Origin of the sequence: Vibrio sp. JC009 (assembly GCF_029016485.1) — a bacterium.
Lineage (GTDB): Bacteria > Pseudomonadota > Gammaproteobacteria > Enterobacterales > Vibrionaceae > Vibrio.
On the sequence record NZ_CP092107.1, the window covers coordinates 1,776,066 to 1,794,501 of the forward strand.

General features: G+C 47.2%; 19 protein-coding genes. 17 read left to right on the forward strand and 2 right to left on the reverse strand.

Translation table 11 applies throughout. From position 1 onward, the window contains the following. Window positions 1-6 precede the first annotated feature (6 nt). From nifN to modC, 15 genes are all read left to right on the forward strand, one after another. Window positions 7-1,374: a nitrogenase iron-molybdenum cofactor biosynthesis protein NifN gene (nifN, locus tag L3Q72_RS22880; RefSeq protein ID WP_275132863.1), complete on the forward strand. Its 1,368-nt coding sequence runs from the start codon at window positions 7-9 to the stop codon at window positions 1,372-1,374. After that, entirely contained in the window at window positions 1,371-1,865 is a 495-nt protein-coding gene (locus L3Q72_RS22885) for a NifB/NifX family molybdenum-iron cluster-binding protein (protein ID WP_275132864.1), read from the forward strand. Before nifN ends, L3Q72_RS22885 begins: the two co-directional genes overlap by 4 nt. 18 nt (window positions 1,866-1,883) lie before the next feature. Then, window positions 1,884-2,189, forward strand: a complete 306-nt coding sequence (fdxB, locus tag L3Q72_RS22890; protein WP_275132865.1) for a ferredoxin III, nif-specific — start codon at window positions 1,884-1,886, stop codon at window positions 2,187-2,189. A gap of 20 nt (window positions 2,190-2,209) precedes the next feature. Next, window positions 2,210-3,109 (forward strand): ADP-ribosylglycohydrolase family protein, encoded by a 900-nt coding sequence (locus L3Q72_RS22895; RefSeq protein ID WP_275132866.1) that lies wholly within the window; start codon window positions 2,210-2,212, stop codon window positions 3,107-3,109. Window positions 3,110-3,111: 2 nt separating this feature from the next. Further along, complete coding sequence (locus L3Q72_RS22900; RefSeq protein ID WP_275132867.1) at window positions 3,112-3,942, forward strand: NAD(+)--dinitrogen-reductase ADP-D-ribosyltransferase; 831 nt, start codon at window positions 3,112-3,114, stop codon at window positions 3,940-3,942. A gap of 99 nt (window positions 3,943-4,041) precedes the next feature. Beyond that, window positions 4,042-4,461, forward strand: coding sequence for a universal stress protein (locus L3Q72_RS22905; RefSeq protein ID WP_275132868.1), 420 nt, complete (start codon window positions 4,042-4,044; stop codon window positions 4,459-4,461). 301 nt (window positions 4,462-4,762) lie between these two features. After that, complete coding sequence (gene nifU / locus L3Q72_RS22910) at window positions 4,763-5,680, forward strand: Fe-S cluster assembly protein NifU (protein ID WP_275132869.1); 918 nt, start codon at window positions 4,763-4,765, stop codon at window positions 5,678-5,680. Continuing rightward, window positions 5,670-6,893, forward strand: a complete 1,224-nt coding sequence (gene nifS, locus L3Q72_RS22915) for a cysteine desulfurase NifS (protein ID WP_275132870.1) — start codon at window positions 5,670-5,672, stop codon at window positions 6,891-6,893. The genes nifU and nifS overlap by 11 nt, the downstream gene beginning before the upstream one ends. Window positions 6,894-6,922: 29 nt before the next feature. After that, the gene (gene nifV / locus L3Q72_RS22920; protein WP_275132871.1) at window positions 6,923-8,065 is read left to right on the forward strand and encodes a homocitrate synthase; all 1,143 of its coding nucleotides are present in this window, start codon (window positions 6,923-6,925) and stop codon (window positions 8,063-8,065) included. A gap of 9 nt (window positions 8,066-8,074) precedes the next feature. Continuing rightward, on the forward strand, window positions 8,075-8,347 hold the full coding sequence (locus tag L3Q72_RS22925) for a nitrogenase-stabilizing/protective protein NifW (RefSeq protein ID WP_275132872.1): 273 nt from the start codon (window positions 8,075-8,077) through the stop codon (window positions 8,345-8,347). Window positions 8,348-8,359: 12 nt separating this feature from the next. Beyond that, window positions 8,360-8,836 (forward strand): nitrogen fixation protein NifZ, encoded by a 477-nt coding sequence (locus L3Q72_RS22930; protein ID WP_275132873.1) that lies wholly within the window; start codon window positions 8,360-8,362, stop codon window positions 8,834-8,836. Beyond that, a complete protein-coding gene (locus L3Q72_RS22935; protein ID WP_275132874.1) occupies window positions 8,829-9,674 on the forward strand; it encodes a peptidylprolyl isomerase in 846 nt (281 codons plus the stop codon). Before L3Q72_RS22930 ends, L3Q72_RS22935 begins: the two co-directional genes overlap by 8 nt. Beyond that, window positions 9,661-10,398 carry a molybdate ABC transporter substrate-binding protein gene (gene modA / locus L3Q72_RS22940; protein WP_275132875.1) on the forward strand — a complete coding sequence of 246 codons (738 nt, stop codon included), beginning with the start codon at window positions 9,661-9,663 and terminating at the stop codon, window positions 10,396-10,398. Before L3Q72_RS22935 ends, modA begins: the two co-directional genes overlap by 14 nt. Before the next feature lie 16 nt (window positions 10,399-10,414). Next, on the forward strand, window positions 10,415-11,092 hold the full coding sequence (modB, locus tag L3Q72_RS22945; protein ID WP_275132876.1) for a molybdate ABC transporter permease subunit: 678 nt from the start codon (window positions 10,415-10,417) through the stop codon (window positions 11,090-11,092). A gap of 8 nt (window positions 11,093-11,100) precedes the next feature. Then, complete coding sequence (modC, locus tag L3Q72_RS22950) at window positions 11,101-12,189, forward strand: molybdenum ABC transporter ATP-binding protein (protein ID WP_275132877.1); 1,089 nt, start codon at window positions 11,101-11,103, stop codon at window positions 12,187-12,189. A gap of 260 nt (window positions 12,190-12,449) precedes the next feature. On the opposite strand, the gene L3Q72_RS22955 is transcribed toward modC, so the two are convergent. Together L3Q72_RS22955 and nifB are read right to left on the reverse strand one after the other, a co-directional pair. Beyond that, window positions 12,450-12,725 carry a 4Fe-4S binding protein gene (locus L3Q72_RS22955; protein ID WP_275132878.1) on the reverse strand — a complete coding sequence of 92 codons (276 nt, stop codon included), beginning with the start codon at window positions 12,723-12,725 and terminating at the stop codon, window positions 12,450-12,452. A 3-nt stretch (window positions 12,726-12,728) separates the two neighbouring features. Continuing rightward, a complete protein-coding gene (gene nifB / locus L3Q72_RS22960) occupies window positions 12,729-14,054 on the reverse strand; it encodes a nitrogenase cofactor biosynthesis protein NifB (RefSeq protein WP_275132879.1) in 1,326 nt (441 codons plus the stop codon). 464 nt (window positions 14,055-14,518) lie between these two features. Here nifB and L3Q72_RS22965 point away from each other — a divergent pair, with 464 nt between their 5' ends. Both L3Q72_RS22965 and L3Q72_RS22970 read left to right on the forward strand, forming a co-directional pair. Further along, a complete protein-coding gene (locus L3Q72_RS22965; RefSeq protein WP_275132880.1) occupies window positions 14,519-16,282 on the forward strand; it encodes an ABC transporter ATP-binding protein in 1,764 nt (587 codons plus the stop codon). Next, window positions 16,276-18,060 (forward strand): ABC transporter ATP-binding protein, encoded by a 1,785-nt coding sequence (locus tag L3Q72_RS22970; RefSeq protein WP_275132881.1) that lies wholly within the window; start codon window positions 16,276-16,278, stop codon window positions 18,058-18,060. Before L3Q72_RS22965 ends, L3Q72_RS22970 begins: the two co-directional genes overlap by 7 nt. Window positions 18,061-18,436 lie beyond the last annotated feature (376 nt).

Consider the following 18,436-nt stretch of genomic DNA (forward strand, 5'->3'; position numbering starts at 1 on the left):
TAGAATATGACGAAGGTTACCAAGAACAACTCACCGCTTTCTACTCAGCCGCTGAAAACCAGTGCCGCTACCGGCGCTACTGTGGCCAGCCTTGGCTTTCGAAATGCAGTGCCATTAAACCACGGCGCTCAGGGGTGTGCTGCATTTACCAAGATTTACCTTATTTCTCACTTTCGTGAGGCGATTCCAATTCAGAATACGGCCATTGACCATATCTCAGCAGTAATGGGTGGCGATGAAAGTCTGTTTCAGGCTATTGAGCTCTTATGTGAGCGTTATTCACCGGATCTTATCGCGGTAAGTACCACGGGCTTAACAGAGCTGCAGGGAACCGACCTTTCTCGGATCATTCTCGATTTCAGAAAGGAAAAGCCGCAGTACAACGCCACCCGTATTGTCAGTATGAACACACCGGATTTTACCGGTTCCATGCAGTCGGGCTTTGCTCATGCCACTGACAGGGTAGTACGCCAACTGGTTCTTCCTCCGGCAGAGAAAAAGCGTCAGAGAAAGCAGGTCAATGTGCTTTGCTCTGTCGGTATGACAGCGGCGGATATAGAAACATTAAAACGCTATCTGGATGCCTTTGATCTGGACAGCGTCATCACGCCGGATATCTCTCTGTCTCTGGATGGTCATATGGGTGATGAGGATTACTCGCCGGTCAGCATGGGGGGAACCTCAGTCTATGAAGTGGAGATGATGTCGGAAAGTGCCATGACCATTGCTATTGGTGAGTCAATGCTTCCAACAGCTAAGTGGCTGAAAAAGCGCTTTGGCATTCCGTACATCTGCAGCCATATGGGAATGGGCATTGAAAGCTGCGATCAACTGATAATGACGCTGGCAGAATTGAGCGGTGCTCCGGTTCCGGGCTGGATTACCCGGGCCAGAAAACGTCTTCAGGACGCAATGGTAGATACACACTTTTTCCTGACTAATGCAGTGGTATCTTTGGGGCTGGAGCCTGATCTGGCAGTTGGCTATGCAAACCTGCTTAAAAGTACCGGAACGCGGGTTGCCCGTGTTGTTACAACCTTGGATACGCCTGAACTCACTAATATAGAAGCAGACGAAATCTTTGTCGGAGACCTTTCTATGCTGACTCCGGCAGGAGAGCATTTATCTGCCGTGATCAGCAATACCCATGCTGCTCATATTTGCGAACCGGAAATCCCGGTAGTGCGCGCCGGTTACCCTTGCCATGACCAGTTCGGCAATATGGATGTGTGTCAGTTTGGCTATGAAGGTAGCAGAGAGCGTTTGTTTGCTCTGGCGAATACGATTTTGCAAAACCATGAGGACGAAGTATTGCCTCATGTGAGCGCCTACCGCTTTGAAGCGTCAGATGTGACTCAGAAGGAAAGCCTATGATCAGAAGCGAGCGCAAGCTGCATATTGAGCCGGCTCCGGATGAGGAGCAGTTTCAGCTGAAAGTGGCTTTTGCAACACAGGACAGGCATCACGTTGACCAGCATTTTGGTACCGCAAAAGGCGTGCTTATTTATGGTGTCGGCCTGGAAAAATGGTCTTTGCTGGAAGCGATAGAGTACCCGGCTATTACTGAGCAGACACACGACAAGCTGCCAGGCCGGATTAGCGATCTGAAAGAGTGCCAGTGCTCAGCTATTTTCTGCAACGCCTGCGGGGCATCAGCGATACGTCAGTTACTTGGAGAGGATATTAATCCGGTCAAGGTAAGCCAGGGCACGGATATCCATATGCTTCTGGCGGAAATTCAGTGCGAGATGCGCGGAAAGCCAATGGGCTGGTTGGGAAGAGCGCTGAAATCGGCAGAGAAAAAGTCAAAGGATAAAGATACCACTCAGCAGCGTCTGAGTGGTCTGATGGATGAAGATTGGTAAATATCAAGGAAAGAAGTAATGAGTAATATTATTGGTTATACAAGAGGCGGTACGCCCTGGGAGCCGAAGTTTATCAGTGAGCTGGAACAGGAAAACTGTATCGGTTGTGGCCGCTGCTACAAAGTCTGTTCAAGGGACGTGTTTAACCTGGTTGAACGCCAGGCCGTTGATGATGACGATGATGATCTGTACGACGACTACGATGATGATGAAGTAATGATGGTGATGGCGGTGGAAAATGAGGCTGACTGCGTGGGTTGCGGTGCCTGCGCCAAAGTCTGTCCGAAAAACTGCCACAGCTTTGAACCGGCTACGATGCCTTAGTCTAGTTTACCGGCTCTGTAATGTCTGATCTGGACAGATCTCTGGGCGCTCTGGTGGGGTTAGCGGTAGGTGATGCTATCGGTACCACACTGGAGTTTCGCCCGAAAGGCACCTTTAAGCCTCTTACCGATATGGTGGGAGGCGGACATTTTTGTCTGAAAAAAGGTTACTGGACAGACGATACCTCAATGGCCCTGTGCCTTGGTCACAGTCTGGCCGAGCTTGGCAGTTTTGATGCCAGAGATCAGATGGAACGCTACTGCGACTGGCTGGATAATGGCTATATGAGCAGTATTGGTACCTGCTTTGATGTGGGAATTACCGTTTCTTCTGCATTAAGGCGTTTTCAGAAAACCGGAGAGCCTTTTTCCGGTTCTAAAGCCAGAATGAGTTCCGGAAACGGCTCCATAATGCGACTGGCTCCGGTTCCTATTTTTTACCAGCAGCAAGTATCTGAGGCTATTCACTATGGGGGTGAAAGCTCCCGGACTACTCATGGTGCCGAATTATGCATTGATGCATGCCGTTACCTTTCAGTGCTGCTTGTCTCCCTGATAAAGGGAGGAGATAAGCAAGCCTTCAGCCACGCAGGCTACTCGCCACAGACTGAGGAAATAAGCAGCATCAGATATGGCTCTTTCCTGAATAAGTCCTATGACGAGTTGACCGGCAGTGGCTATGTTGTGGAAAGCCTTGAGTCTGCTCTCTGGTGTTTTGTAAACACGGATTCTTTTGAAACCTGTGTACTGGCTGCTGCAAATCTGGGAAATGATGCAGATACAACCGCAGCGATAGCAGGCCAGTTGGCTGGCGCCTATTACGGACACAGCGGTATCCGCTCTGACTGGCTGGGTGCGCTGCATAAACACAAAGAGATAGTTGCTCTGGCAAACAGGCTTTATATTCTTTCTCAGGGCTGAATATGGATAAGCAGTTTTATTCTTTAAGTGCGGATGAATCCAGATTGCTTCAGGAGATAACACTTCCTCTTAATCACTGCAATGTTCCTTCTCAGGTGCTGGCAAGCCTTGCTTATCAGTGTCAGCCTATTCCACTAGAAATTGACAGTGTTAATAATTGGCATCCGGCTTTCTTGCATGAACTAAAAGATATTGATAACCCTATAAGCCGGGCGAGGTGCTTTAAGGAGTTTATGACGGCTCGTTTCTGTTTATCCAGACAAAGTGGCGATTACAGAAACAGTGACGATCCTCCGCCGCGTCCTAAAGTTAACTACCGTCGCCTGCTGCTTGGCTGGCTATTTGACTCAGACAATGAACAGGGTGCGGCATGGCGAAGCTGGGTGGAATCCCGTTTTGGCCTTTTAACCCGCTTTCATGCTGAATCACTGTCAGGCCCTGATAGTCCCGAATACCTCCGTTTCCGTGAGAAGTGCACGCGAGCTACATACAACACTAACGAGCTCTATGATCAGCTGGATCTGCTGTATTGCTTTTGTCAGCAGGAACTCAGACTGCGGCATCCCGGGGCACTGCATTTAACGCTTTACCGGGGATGTACTGAGATGCCGGGGCATATTATCAATGAGCAACCGGTTAAGTTGTTTAATAACCTCAGCTCCTTTACATCAGATGAAGAATCCGCTTTGCGGTTTGGTTCAAAAGTGTTTGCAGTACAGGTTCCTTTAACAAAAATCGCCTGCTTTGATTCATTACTACCCGGAAGCCTTGAGGGTGAACAGGAGTATATGGTGTTAGGCGGACTTTATTTGGTTAAACAGGTAAAGATTTGAAATCAATAATGGATATTTGCAACTATACTCATAGTGGGAGCGCATATTATTCATCTGATTTTAGGGCTATATCGGTACCGGAATGTTAAGGAGGATATTATGAGCTACAAGCACGTATTAGTTGCTATCGACTTATCGGAGCCCAGTGATAAATTAATAGCCAGAGCCGTATCTTTGGCTAAAAACATGGACGCCAAACTGTCATTTATTACCGTTGACATCATCCATCCGGATGGTGAAATGCGTGATTATGATCAGGCTGAAAACCGGATAATCAGTCGTGAACATGATGAAATGATGGCTAAACTAACTGAGCTGACAGAGCTTGTTGGCTACCCAGTTGAGAGTAAACTGGTTGTTGACGGCGATGTTGAAGATAAGTTGCTGGAAAACGTAGAAAAAATAGGTGCGGACGTATTAATCAGCGGACATCACCATGGCTTCTGGAGCCAGTGGTGGTCTTCCGCCCACAAACTGGTTAGCAAAGCAACAGTGGATCTATTGTTGATTAGCATCTAGTTATGTTTTACCCGCACGCCAACTAAATATGCCGCCTGATATTAAATATTCAGGCGGTATTTTTTATTCCGACAGTGACAATGTCGGCTTTGCGACAAACATTATTCGCTTTCCGACAAAATCCAAAAATTTGTAGTAGATCACAAAATCAAATCTGAAGTCAAATTTTCAATTTTCATAAAAATCATAATGTTACATCGGATTATTACATTGGTGTGATGCTTGCAACATAGGAGATATTCAAAGAGAAGAGCAGTGGATAGCTTTTTTCAGACAAAAATCAGGCAAGCAAGGAGAGCGTATGTGGGACTATTCCGAAAAGGTGAAGGAACATTTCTTTCAGCCAAGAAACGCGAAAACATTAAGTGATGCAAATGCGAAGGGAGATGTTGGTTCTTTAAGTTGTGGTGATGCGCTGAGCTTAAGCCTGAAAATCAACACGGAGTCAGAAGTCATTGAAGACGCAGGTTTTCAGACATTCGGTTGTGGCAGTGCAATTGCATCTTCTTCTGCTCTGACAGAGATGATTATTGGTAAAACCATCGACGAAGCTCTTAAAGTCACTAACAAGGAAATAGCAGAGTATCTGGACGGGCTGCCTCCGGAAAAAATGCACTGCTCTGTGATGGGGATGGAAGCCCTGCACGCTGCTGTGGCTGATTACCGCGGTGAAGAGATTGAAGATGATCACGAAGAGGGTGAACTTATCTGTAAGTGTTTTGCCATTGATGATCTGATGATCAAAAGAGTGGTCGCTGCAAACCAGTTAACGACACTTGAAGAGGTGATTAACTACACCAAAGCCGGTGGTGCCTGTGCATCTTGCCATGAAAAAATCGAATGGGTATTAGAAGAGTGCCTGGAAGAGGCTGCGCAGAATCCTCAGCCACTGGCTGCCGTTGCAGAGAGTAAGCACATTGCAAAACCGGATCTGCAGGAAGCCGAGCAAAAAGCGCTTGAAAGACGAACTGAAATTATCGAATCCGTTATAGCAGAAGTAAGACCCGCAATATTGCAGGACGGCGGTGACATTTCATTGGTGGATATTGAAGACGATATGGTTTTCATCAGCCTGACCGGTGCCTGCAGTGGCTGTGGCCTGTCCGGACTCACCATTGCCAGTGTAGAGACCAAGATTTCAGCCGCGCTAGGTGAAAGCATCACAGTGTTCCCGGTACAACCAAGCCTGAGCAAAAAGGAGGCGACTTATGACGCATAACTCAACTCCGGAGGTTGTCTATCTGGACAACAACGCGACCACATGTATTGATCCGGCAGTTCTGGAAGTGATGCTGCCTTATCTGACCGATTACTACGGTAATCCATCTTCCATTCATGAGCTCGGTGCTAAGGTGGGCAAGGCGATGGAAGTGGCCAGAGAGCAGGTTCAGACTTTGGTTGGTGCGCAACACAGCTCTGAAATTATTTTCACTTCTTCAGCGACCGAAGCCACATCAACCGCCATTACGTCTGCTCTGGAAGCAATGCCGGAGAGAAAAGAGATTATCACTTCGGTGATTGAGCACCCGGCGACGCTGGAGTTATGCCAGAACATGGAACGAAAGGGTTACAAAGTTCACTGGATTGGTGTTGATAACAAAGGCCGCCTTGATATTGATGCTTATAAGTCAGCGCTGAGTGAAAATGTTGCTGTTGTTTCCATTATGTGGGCGAACAACGAAACCGGCACTTTATTCCCGGTTGCTCAGTTGGCAACACTGGCAAAACCCTTTGGCATACAAGTTCATGTGGATGCTGTGCAGATAATGGGTAAATACCCAATTGATGTCAGCTTAACGGATATTGATATGCTTTCTCTTTCAGGACATAAATTTCACGCTCCTAAGGGAGTGGGCGCGCTTTATCTTAAACGCGGTACAAGATACCGTCCGCTTTTGCGGGGTGGTCATCAGGAGCGTGGCCGTCGAGCAGGAACGGAAAATGCGGCATCCATTATCGCACTGGGTAAAGCGGCAGAGCTTGCAGAACTGGCAATGGAAAATGATATGAGTCGCATCGCGGTCATGCGTGACAGGCTGGAGCAGGGAATTCTGGCGCGCATTCCTAATACCTTTGTAACCGGAAACAAGCGTGAACGAGTACCTAATACCACCAATATCGCCATTGAGTACGTGGAAGGTGAAGCGCTGCTTCTGATGATGAACCATATCGGCATAGCGGCGTCATCCGGCTCTGCCTGTACCTCGGGTTCTCTTGAGCCATCGCATGTAATGAAAGCAATGGACATTCCTTTTACGGCAGCACACGGAACACTACGTTTTTCACTGTCCCGCTTTACTAAAGACTCAGATATAGATCATGTTCTGGAGCATCTTCCGGCAATCGTACAAAGGCTGCGCGGTATGTCTCCTTACTGGGACAATGAAAATAACTGCGCGGCAGAGTCCAGTTTTACTCCGGCGTACGCCTGATTAGCAAAACGAAATACAGGGAGAGGCATATGGCGGTTGAAAGGATTCAATTTTCAGATGTGATCTTTAATGACACAACACTTCGCGACGGAGAGCAGAGCCCCGGTGTGGCTTTCAGCCTTGAAGAAAAGGTGAGTATTGCACTGGCTCTGGAAGGAGCTGGCGTGCCTGAGCTGGAAATAGGCATTCCAGCCATGGGCCCTGAAGAACAGGAGACCATCCATGCGATAACCGGGGCTCTGAGAAAGAGTAAAACCATGGCCTGGTGCCGGATGAGTGAGCTGGACATCCTGAGTGCTGAAGACTTAGGTCTGGACTGGGTGGACATCTCCACCCCGGTCTCTTCGCAGCAGGTTAAAAGTAAGCTGGGTTTTCGCTCTGAATCTCAGTTATTCAGCCATTGTGAATATCATATTAAGCAGGCACTGGATATCGGCGTGGAAGTTTGTGTGGGGATGGAAGATGCGTCGCGCGCAGATCCCAATCTGATGTACCGTCTCGCGGAGCTTGCCCAAAACGCCGGAGCCAGCCGGATAAGATTCGCCGATACTCTCGGCATTTTAGACCCGGTCAGTACCCGGGATGTTATTTCCGGTTTACGCCGAAATACCGATCTGCAGATTGAGATGCACGCCCATAACGACCTTGGTCTGGCGACAGCCAATACGCTGGCAGCCATTGATGCGGGCGCAGTTTCAGTTAATACCACGGTTAACGGTCTGGGCGAAAGGGCTGGAAATGCAGCTCTGGAAGAGGTTGCGGTGGCATTATCCGTTCTGGATAAAGGTCGTTCCGGAATTGATTTAAAAGCCCTGCCCAAACTGTGCCAGAACGTGCTTGTCGCCGCCGGCCGTGAAAGATGGCCACAGAAAGCGATTGTGGGTGATACGGTTTTTACTCATGAATCCGGGGTTCATGTGGATGGTCTGCTTAAGGACATCAATAATTATCAGGGTTTTGCTCCTTCTCTTGTGGGACGTGAGCACAGATTTGTACTCGGTAAACACTCGGGTAACCGGGCGATTAATTCCGTTTACCACGAGCTGGGTATTGAACTGACCACTGCTCAGTGCGAAACACTCAGAAACAGACTTCGCGTCTGGTCAGAAACTCACAAATGCATGCCTACAGCGGAGGATCTCTATTCTCTCGCTCAGGGATGTGCGGCCTAAGGAGCGACGATGGAAACGGATTTTGAAATGGAAATTGACTCCCTAAGCAGCGCTGAAGACTTTCTTGGCTATTTTCAGCTTGATTATGACCCTCAGCTTATCAGGACAAAGCGTATTCAGCTGATGCGAATGTTTCACCATGTGCTTAATACTTTTTCTGAGCCCTTGCAGCATGCAGACTACCGTAAAGCTCTGAAGGTGGCGTACCGGCAACTGGAGAACGGAAACGAACTTGCATTTTCGGCATCCGGCTGTCAGGGCTGTACCGAGTGTGATGATTAGGGAGAAATGCGAATGGACTGTTTAGGTGCAAGATTTATCAGCGGCAGCGATGTGCGGGTTGTCAGAAATATTCGCAGTGACGGCAGTTTTGCCGGAATGGAAAAGGGCGATCTTCTGGTAACGCAGGGTGAAGTGGGGAATGTAAGAAGTTCAGGTTACTTTTTGCAGGATCAGGTTATTTATCAGGTTTTTTTCCCGGAGAGTAACCGTGTAGTTGGTATCAGGGATACAGAGGTTATTGATGCTTCACTGGAATGGGTCCCTTGCCTGTTCCGCTCGCTTGATATGGCTGAACTCAGGGTTTCTTTAAAGATGCATGGAGAAATTGTTGCTGTAAAAGGTGAGCTGGTTGAAGTTCAGCGAGTGTACCGTGACCTGGAAACCGGCCGTCTTGAGTATGAAATTTCAGTCGCAGGAGAGCTGGTTCGGCTTGATGCAAGAATGCTGCAGGAACCGACCTACACAGAGAAGGAGGAAGCTTATGGATGAGCAGAAAAGACGCTATTTACTGGTAAAACTTTCAACAGAAAAATACAAGCTGAATCCTGAATATTTGTCAGGAGTGCAACGGGCACAAATCGAAGAAGAAGTAGAAAAACTATACAGAATGCAAAGCAGCATTATGAGCTCCAAAGAGGCTCAGGCAGTTCGTATTTCGGGCGATCAGGTAATGAAAACTTATCAGGAGTGCGTAGGACAGTTTGAGTCTGAAGAAGAGCTTTACTTCACTCTGAAAAAACAGGGAATCACCCTTGAAGGCTACAAAAGCGCCCTAAAAGATGAGCTTTATTGCGAAAAGATTCTGGATTATATAGCCAGAGAGATACCGGACTTAGACCGGCAGCAGGCTCTGGACTACTACAATAAAAACTTGCTGGAGTTTTCCCGGGCAAGAACCTGGAAGGTAAGTCAGATACTTATCACTATCAATGACGAGTTTAATGAAAATACCCGGGAAAATGCATTAAGCCGGATAAATGAAGTTAGGGAAGAGTTAAAGACTAAACCGTTTTCTGAGCTGGCAATGAAGTACTCCGAATGCCCGAGTGCACTGGAAGAGGGGAGCCTGGGGTGGTGTGAAGAAGGGAAGCTTTATCCTCAAATTACCACTGCGCTCTATAAGCTGACTAAAGAAGAAGTGAGTCAGGTAGTGGAAACAGAAGTCGGGTTTCATCTGGTTAAGTTTCATGAGGAAAAAACACCTTATGTGGCTACTTTTGAAGAGGCGTGGCCATTTCTTAAAGAGAAGCACTCAAGCAGGGCTAAGACTTATATTCAGCGTCAATGGATGGCACAACTGACAGGGAGTCAAAATGAAACCATTTAAATTGCTAATAATCATTCTTGCTGCTTTCTCTGACTTTGCTTATGCCGGTGACGTGTCCGTTGCTGTGGCAAATAACTTCTACAAACCTTTACAGGTTCTGGCGAAAGATTTCGAAAAAGAGTCGGGAGAGTCGGTCAGCATAAGCACCGGCTCAACGGGGCAGCTCTATGCGCAGATCGTAAATGGTGCGCCATTTGATGTATTTCTTGCCGCTGACAAAAAACGTCCGGGGAAACTGGTTGATGCAGGCATTGCTAAGGAAGCTTTTACCTATGCTAAAGGCCGTCTTGTTTTATGGTCTCCGGACAGTGCAAGAGTTAAGCAGGCTGCAACTGTGCTGCAACAGCCGAAGATCAAACATATCGCTTTACCCAATCCCAAACTGGCCCCTTACGGCTGGGCAGCGGTTCAGGTAATGAAAAATACCGGCGTATATCAGGCCGCTGAACCTAAACTGGTATCGGCAAAAGGTCTGAACGCGGTATTTCAGTTTGTTTCGACCGGTAATGCTGAGGTGGGCTTTCTTGCCATGTCTCAGATATACAGAGATGGCAAATTTATCGATGGTTCGTACTGGTTGATTCCTGATGAGCTGTATGAGCCAATTAAGCAGGATGCGGTACTGATGACATCAAGTTTCGATAAACCAACCGCCAGAGCCTTTATCGCTTACCTGAAAAGCGACAGAGCGAAAAAGCTGATCACTCAGTTCGGCTATCTGTGAGTGGGCGGATGCGTTTATGCTTGAAGTGGATTTTGGTGTTGTTACCACTACGCTAAAGCTGGCGCTGGTGGTGACAACCTGGTTGCTGATTATCGGCATTCCGGTTTCCTGGTGGCTGGCAAACAGTGAATTCAGGTTTAAGGGCGTTGTCGTGGCTTTGCTCACATTGCCTATGGTTCTGCCTCCAACGGTATTGGGCTTTTATCTTCTGCTCTTAATGGGACCTAATGGTCCCGTAGGCAGACTGGTTAATCAGCTCGGGATGGATCAACTGCCATTTTCTTTCGCAGGTATTGCGATAGCCTGTATTGTTCACTCGATTCCATTTGTTATTCAGCCCCTGCAAAATGCCTTTGAAGCTATAGGCAAAAGGCCGATGGAAATTGCAGCTACTTTAAGAGCCTCCCCGAGAGATACCTTCTTTTCAGTCACTCTTCCACTGGCATGGCCGGGCGTGTTTTCGGCGGCGGTAATGGGCTTTTGTCACACATTGGGGGAGTTTGGTGTTGTGCTGATGATAGGTGGCAATATTCCCGGAAAAACCAGAGTGGTTTCAGTGGAGATATATAACTATGCCGAAGCGCTTGAGTACGGCAAAGCGCACATATTAGCTGGTGGTATGGTTCTGTTTTCTTTTATTGCACTTGTTGCTATGTACTGGCTTAACAGTCACTACAAGTCACGTCTTGTTTGAGGTAATTAATGGAAAAGTCAGAAGCCATCCGTGCCCGGTTCAATATTGACTACGAAAACTTTGCCCTTAAGCTCGATCTTACTTTACCTGGTAAGGGAGTTACTGTTTTATTTGGTCATTCAGGATCAGGTAAAACCACCTGTTTGCGTGCAATGGCGGGACTGGAGAAGCTCAAACAGGGTTATTTCTCTGTTGATGGGGAAATCTGGCAAAACACCATTGACGATATATTTGTTCCCACCCATAAACGTGAAATCGGCTATGTGTTTCAGGAGGCCGGTCTGTTTCCTCACCTTTCTGTCCGGGGCAACCTGGAGTTTGGCCTGAAGCGTATTCCGGAGTCGGATAGAAAAATCGGATTAGACCCGGTGAGCCGGTTACTGGGGATCAGTCATCTGCTTGACCGAGCTCCCGAGCGGTTATCCGGAGGTGAAAAACAGCGGGTGGCTATTGCCCGCGCTTTGCTGACATCACCCAAAATGCTGCTGATGGATGAGCCGCTTTCCGCCCTGGATAACGGACTGAAGTCTGAAATCCTCCCTTATCTGGAAAGATTGCAACATGAGCTGTCCATGCCAATCGTTTATGTCACGCATTCTGTTGAAGAGCTGGCCAGGCTTGCTGATCATATTGTGCTTTTCCATCAGGGAAGCATTTTGGCATCTGACAGTGCGACAAGCATTATGTCCGATCCAAACTACCAGAATATGTTTGGCGAAGGAGCCGGAAGTATCTTTGATACTCAGGTTCAGGAGGTCTACTCGGATCATATTACCCGTCTGGATGCAGGTGGGGACCTGAGCTTCTATATCCCCGAAAAGCAGGAGCACTTTGGCAAACAATTACGTTGCCGGATTCTGGCTAACGATGTCAGTGTTTGTCTGGATAAGCCAGCCGGTACTTCGGTTCTTAATGTTGTCAGCGCCAGTATCGTGAATATCACTTCAACCAACAGGCTGGGGGAGCTGATGTTAACCTTAAGACTCAGCAATGGCTCTCATCTTTTGTCTCTGGTGACGGAACGTTCGGTTTATCATATGGGATTAAAAGCGGGGAAGTCGATTTGGGCGCAAATTAAGGCTGTTGCTATCTGTTGAGCCAATACTTAGGTATCTGGCTGGCTCTTGTGAGCAAATGTTGAAGTGTTCAGAGAATGGTTCTCCCCCTTGAGTGAAATAGCCTAAGTGGTTGATAAAATTAATAGAAGGGGGAGTTAGAGGGGGTTGATTATGCCATGCATGATTAAACCACCAAAACTTAAACTCATGAGAAACAACCCCTCCCTGCCTCCCCTTCGATGTTACTTCTTCGAAAATCCGGCCTTTCGAGGCTAAGGGGAGGAGCATTCTTTGGCTCCTTAAACTTGTGTATAAGAGCCAGGGCTTTGAGCAGGAATACCCGTCAGGCTGCCTTTCGGATTCACAGGAAGGCCGGTTTCAAAAACGATGGCCTCTTCAATCGGGCAGATGCTGGCACATTGCGGTTCGTCATAGATGCCTTCACAGCCGTTACAGCGTTTTTCATGAATAAGAAAGAACTTCTCCGCTTCCGGATTTTTATACACAGCATTGTTCGGACAAACCGTCTGACAGGCATGGCAGCCTGTGCACTTGTCAGTAATGGCATACTTCATACATCATGCTCCTTTTAACATCTGATAAGTTTGAGACTTGGCTTTTAGATTTGATACTGTTTTCTGCAAGGCGGTATCCAGGCTTTCATAGGCAAAATCAACATTTGGTTTAACGCCTGCGTTCTCAAGTTGCTGCCAGGGTGAAATACCGATTCTGGAGCAGAAGAGCTCATTTACATCGGAAATGGCATCAATAAGCTGCTGTTTATGCTCTTCTTCAGAGATACACTCATCGGCTCCGGTGCAGTATTGGGACACAATCCGGGTTTCCGAGTGAACAAAGGCCTGCTCCGCTTCAGAATACTCATAAATATCAAACTGCTCTGCGTGGCCAAAATGGGTCTGAATAAAGGTATCATCCTGTTTTTTTGTCCCCGCAACGGCAACTTTATACGCTTTGTTCGCCGAAGAGTTATCTTCACCTGAAGAGCAGCTCTGCCCGAGAGTACCAACCGCATCTGCCCGGCACTGCTGACAGTGAGTCATTTGAGGCATATGATCGCCGGAGCGTGACCGGGCCTGTTGCAGCTCTTCGTCTGTTGGTCCCCTTTGATGCGTCAGCCCGAAATAGGTGCCGTGAGCCGGGTCAGATATCAGCGGCATGATGTTATGCAGCATAGCGCCGAGACCACGTACCTTTTCTGAGACCGCCTGAATATGGTGGTCGTTTATTCCTGGAATCAGCACGGTATTGACCTTAATTAACATTCCCGCCTGAGATGCTGCTTCAAGCCCGGCAAGCTGACGTTCTATCAGTATACTTGCTGCTTCTACACCGCGAATTCGTCTGTTGTCATAATAAATCCACGGATATATTTCTTTGCCGATCTCAGGATCAATACAGTTGATAGTGATGGTCAGGTGATTAACGCCTACTTCTACCAGACTATCAATATGCTCTGCCAGAGCCAGGCCATTAGTAGAAATACATAACTGAGCTTCCGGGCTCTCTTCCCGAATAAGTTTGAGTGCAGTAAAGGTCGCTTTTGGGTTTGCCAGTGCATCTCCCGGTCCGGCGATTCCCACAACAGATAGGTTGGGGGAGCGCTTGGAAACGGCCCTGAATTGCTTTAGTGCTCCATACGGGTCGGTAAGGTTAGAGACCACGCCGGGGCGGGACTCATTACTGCAGTCATATTTTCTGTTGCAGTAGTTGCACTGAATATTGCACGCAGGTGCTACCGGAAGGTGCATTCTCGCGTATTTGTGAGCATTTTTTGAATAGCATGGATGTGAAGCGATCTTGTCTCTTACTTCCTTGCGAAAAAAGTGGCTGACTTTGTTTATGTCAGAATGACTTTTTGTTGAGTGATTAGAACTCTTGTCCATTGATTACCTCATCCATAAGGGCTTTGGTAGTCTTCTGCAATACTTGTACCCTATCTAAGGTATTGAAAATATTTGAGTTAGGGCTGGTTTTGTCTGGTTTGAAGTTACAATTGTCGTAAAGAAGACAATATCTGTAATCAGGCTTTGTCGTGTTGTTATCAAAAACAGATCTGTTTGCAGGCAGAAAATTCCGAATGCCATTCAGATTTGAAAAGTGTACACTATTCAAAAATTCACTGGTTCGGATATGAGTTTGAAAGATTTTCCTGATAAAAAACACCGCGGCTGTGGAAGAGGCGGCTCCAGACCGGGTTGTGGCCGGAAACCCGGGGTAAAAACCCGTCCGGTACGTTTACCCGAATGGCTTCTTGATGAATTAGAAAAGCTCGGAGAGCCCCGGCAATGCATTGTGAGGGCTTGTATTGAGCAGTACGGTATAGAACATCCACGGAAAAAAGAATCAAATGACTAAAAAAGAGTTTGTCGCCCATTTTCTGAATATGAACCGCAAGTCGTATATTCTTGCGATTATTTTCATATTCCTTGTTAACTGGCTTCAGGTAGAAATTCCCCGCTATATTCAACTGGCGATAGATCTGATTGACGATGCGTCGGTAGCGGGTCATGAGCAGCTGACAACCTATGTCGAAATCGTTGTACTGATGGCGGTGGCAATGATCGGTATCCGTATTTTGTCGCGAATTTATGCGCTTAATCCCGGCCGTATTACGGAAGCAGCATTAAAAAACGATCTTCTGCAGAAGCTGAACCGTCTGCCAAACAGTTTTCATGAGAAGTTTGCTTCGGGCAGGCTTATCTCCATTATAAACAATGACCTGATTGGTGTGCGCTTGCTGTTCGGGGCAGGGTTTTTGCAGTTCTTTAATGCCTTACTGGCACTCTCGTTAACCCCTTTATGGATGTGGCGTATTTCACCTGAGCTGACGCTTTACTCTGTTATCCCCATTGCCGTGGCATTTGTGATTTTCCGTATGGGTTTTACCCGGATGAAAAGCCTGAACATAGAACATATGCAAAGGCTGCAAAATCTTTCGGCTCAGCTGATGAATTTTCTGTCGGGTATCGATCTGATCAAAAATCAGCAGATGTCGCCCTGGGTAAAAGCGGAAGCTGAAAAGCTTAACCAGCAGTTGCTTCGCTGCCGGATGAAGATCACCCGTATTCAGGTCTTTATCATGCCGGTTCTGGATTATGCCAATAACCTGATGAAAATCCTGATCCTCGGGCTTGGTGGTTACATGCTGATGAGCCAGCAACTGACACTGGGTGAAATCACGGCCTTTCTGACCTATTCAGTGCTGCTGGCCATGCCGCTTATGCAACTGGGACGAATTGCTACTTTATATCAGCGTGGTATGGCAAGTATTGAAAGTGTTCAGACGATATTAAATGCTGAGATCCCGCAGCGGGATATTATTCCGCTTTCTCAAACTGATGTAGAAAGCCTTAAAGGTAAAACGCTGTCGGTCCGAAACTTGAGCTTCCGTTATCCGGGTGATGAGCGGTTAATTCTGGACGATATCAGCTTTGATATCCCGCCGGGTAAAAAAGTGGGTGTGCTGGGCAGTATAGGCTCAGGTAAAACTACACTGGTGAACTGCCTGAATCACCATCTTGATATCCCTTCTGAAACAGTATTTCTTGATGGCAAAGACGTGACGACCTTTGCTCGCAACGATTTACGCCGTTATGTAAAAACAGTGACGCAGGACCCTTACCTGTTTTCGGCCACAGTTGAGGACAATATCCGATTTGGCAGCGCAAATGCCGGTATCGCAAAAGAGCAGGTTGATGAGGTATTAGCATTGAGTCAGCTTGCCGGTGATGTTTCCCGCTTTGAAAAGGGGGATCAGACTCTTGTTGGTGAGAAGGGCATTATGCTCTCCGGAGGTCAGAAGCAGCGGCTGAGTATTGCCCGCTCACTGCTTAAGCCGGGTGATCTCATCATTATGGATAACGTACTTTCCGCTGTTGATTACGAAACCGAACGTAAGATTCTGGAAGGGCTGTTTGACCGACTGAAAAAACAGTCGGTTCTGGTGGTTTCTCACCGTGTTAATGCTCTTGAATATATGGATGAAATTATTGTGCTGAATGAAGGCAAGATTATCGCTAAAGGTAATCACTCTGATCTGCTGAAAACCTGCCCTTATTACTACGAAACCTGGCAGCTGCAGCAGAACGAAACGGAGGCCAGAGCATGTTAAAGACAGTTGATATTCAGTATATAAAGCTCTTTGCCCGTTTTGCTAAAAAGTATAAGCGTTCCGGGCTGCTTGGCATTGCTATGCTGCCGTTTTCGGTAATCACCAGCCTGCTTTTCCCGTGGCTGATTATTCAGGTGATTGACGTTCATCTGGCACAGGGAAATATGGAAGGACTTTGGTTACATGTTGTTTATCTGCTGCTTGTGCTGATAGCCAACTATGTTGTCGATACCACTTATTCATATAACCTGCGTAAAACCGGGCAGTACACGGTTACCGATATGCGCTCGGTACTTTTTGACCGTGTTCTTAAGCTGCCGCGTGGTTATTTTGATAATACGCCAACCGGAGTCACGCTTTCCCGCTTAACCAGTGATCTGGAAACCATTGGTGACTCTTTTGTCCAGTCGATGGTTGGCCTGGTAAAAGACTCCATCAATACCGTAGCTCTGCTGGTGATGATGCTGTTTATCGACTGGAAGCTGACTCTGGTTGTTCTGGTTGTTATGCCGCCGGTGATGTATCTCACTATGAATATCCGTAACCGTCTGCGTGAAAAACATCTGGCTGCACGCTCGGCTCTGGCCCGTGGTATCGGTTTTTTGCAGGAAGCTCTGCTTGGCGTGAAAACGGTTCAGTTATACCGCGCCGAAGAAGAGGTAGAAACCAAATACAAAGGTTATACCGAAGAGTTTCTGAAAGCCCAGATGAAAGCCAACAAATATGATGCGGTGCTGTTTGCCTTTATCTCCGGTGTCACCTCCATCACCATGGCGCTGATGATCTGGTACGGCTCCGGTCAGGTGATTCAGGATACTCTGACGCTTGGTGTATTGATCGCCTTTATCAACACGCTGGAAAAAGTCTTTGTGCCAATCCGGGACTTCACTTCGCAGATCGCTTCTATTCAGACCTCCCTTGCGGCCTTTGATCATATTGAAGAGCTCTTTATCGAACCGACGGAAGAAGAGGGGCGGGATTTACATCCGGCGCATAAAGTGAAAGATGCGCTCAATGAGTTTGTCAGTCTTGAGTTTAAAAATGTCAGCTTCCGTTACAATGAGGATTCACCTTATGTGCTGAATAACGTGTCATTTATACTGGAAAAAGGTCATCAGATCGCACTGGTTGGCTCAACCGGTTCTGGCAAATCAACGATTCTTCGCTTGATCTCTAAAACCTATCAGGATTACGAAGGCAGCATTTTATTAAATGGAATCGAGCTTTCAGAGGTGTCGATTGAAGACTCCATGCATCTGTTTTCACTGATGATGCAGGATGTTTTCCTGTTTGAAGAGAGCGTTCAGTTTAATATCGCTTTGGGCAAAGAGACTATTTCACGTGAGCATGTTGAGCAGGCCGCCCAATATGTCTATGCCGATAGTTTTATCGAACAATTACCGGAGAGTTATGATTTCCACTTGGATAAAAACGGCTCGAACCTTTCAGTGGGTCAGACTCAGCTTATCTCTTTTGCCCGTGCGGTAGCCCAGGGCGGACAGGTAATGATGCTGGATGAGGCCACCAGTTCTGTCGACTCCATTACCGAAGATTTGATCCAGAAGGCAATGCAGCGCCTGTTTAAGGAAAAAACCGTTATTGCCATTGCTCACCGCCTGAGCACGGTGCGCCACTCAGATATGATTCTGGTGCTGGAGAAAGGAGAGGTTGTTGAACGGGGAAACCATCATGAACTGGTTACCCACAATGGTGTTTACGCCGGTTTGCTGAATGAATCCCTCGCGCAGGAGCCAGAGCCGCAGATGGTGACTGCGTAATAAAATTTGCTTTCTGAATTTGCTGAGCAGTTCGTTGATGGACGCTCAGCATTTTTGTTTAGCGGCAATCGTCCCCCTAATTGCTTGGATTGGTATCATATAAGGGGCGGTACAGAGTTCTCACCTGATAACCACCACCATTTTAGTGGCCCCTTCCGACAAATTTTTTCAATTAATGAAACGCAATGACGACAACGATCACACTATTTATTGCTCGCCCTTTTATTGTGTCGGAACCAATGTCACATTTGCCATCTATGCATCTGGGTTGCTATTGAATTATCGGCAGAAGTGAACTATGCGCTTGAGGCAAGTGATTGTGAAAACTTATACCAATACATAATAGTTCTGTAGCCAATATTGTTTTAATCGGTCA

Bases quoted from the DNA above. Each gene is read 5' to 3' on its own strand.
- nifN (WP_275132863.1), top strand. From the start codon at position 7: ATGACGAAGGTTACCAAGAACAACTCACCGCTTTCTACTCAGCCGCTG.
- L3Q72_RS22885 (WP_275132864.1), top strand. From the start codon at position 1,371: ATGATCAGAAGCGAGCGCAAGCTGCATATTGAGCCGGCTCCGGATGAG.
- fdxB (WP_275132865.1), top strand. From the start codon at position 1,884: ATGAGTAATATTATTGGTTATACAAGAGGCGGTACGCCCTGGGAGCCG.
- L3Q72_RS22895 (WP_275132866.1), top strand. From the start codon at position 2,210: ATGTCTGATCTGGACAGATCTCTGGGCGCTCTGGTGGGGTTAGCGGTA.
- L3Q72_RS22900 (WP_275132867.1), top strand. From the start codon at position 3,112: ATGGATAAGCAGTTTTATTCTTTAAGTGCGGATGAATCCAGATTGCTT.
- L3Q72_RS22905 (WP_275132868.1), top strand. From the start codon at position 4,042: ATGAGCTACAAGCACGTATTAGTTGCTATCGACTTATCGGAGCCCAGT.
- nifU (WP_275132869.1), top strand. From the start codon at position 4,763: ATGTGGGACTATTCCGAAAAGGTGAAGGAACATTTCTTTCAGCCAAGA.
- nifS (WP_275132870.1), top strand. From the start codon at position 5,670: ATGACGCATAACTCAACTCCGGAGGTTGTCTATCTGGACAACAACGCG.
- nifV (WP_275132871.1), top strand. From the start codon at position 6,923: ATGGCGGTTGAAAGGATTCAATTTTCAGATGTGATCTTTAATGACACA.
- L3Q72_RS22925 (WP_275132872.1), top strand. From the start codon at position 8,075: ATGGAAACGGATTTTGAAATGGAAATTGACTCCCTAAGCAGCGCTGAA.
- L3Q72_RS22930 (WP_275132873.1), top strand. From the start codon at position 8,360: ATGGACTGTTTAGGTGCAAGATTTATCAGCGGCAGCGATGTGCGGGTT.
- L3Q72_RS22935 (WP_275132874.1), top strand. From the start codon at position 8,829: ATGGATGAGCAGAAAAGACGCTATTTACTGGTAAAACTTTCAACAGAA.
- modA (WP_275132875.1), top strand. From the start codon at position 9,661: ATGAAACCATTTAAATTGCTAATAATCATTCTTGCTGCTTTCTCTGAC.
- modB (WP_275132876.1), top strand. From the start codon at position 10,415: ATGCTTGAAGTGGATTTTGGTGTTGTTACCACTACGCTAAAGCTGGCG.
- modC (WP_275132877.1), top strand. From the start codon at position 11,101: ATGGAAAAGTCAGAAGCCATCCGTGCCCGGTTCAATATTGACTACGAA.
- L3Q72_RS22955 (WP_275132878.1), bottom strand. From the start codon at position 12,725: ATGAAGTATGCCATTACTGACAAGTGCACAGGCTGCCATGCCTGTCAG.
- nifB (WP_275132879.1), bottom strand. From the start codon at position 14,054: ATGGACAAGAGTTCTAATCACTCAACAAAAAGTCATTCTGACATAAAC.
- L3Q72_RS22965 (WP_275132880.1), top strand. From the start codon at position 14,519: ATGACTAAAAAAGAGTTTGTCGCCCATTTTCTGAATATGAACCGCAAG.
- L3Q72_RS22970 (WP_275132881.1), top strand. From the start codon at position 16,276: ATGTTAAAGACAGTTGATATTCAGTATATAAAGCTCTTTGCCCGTTTT.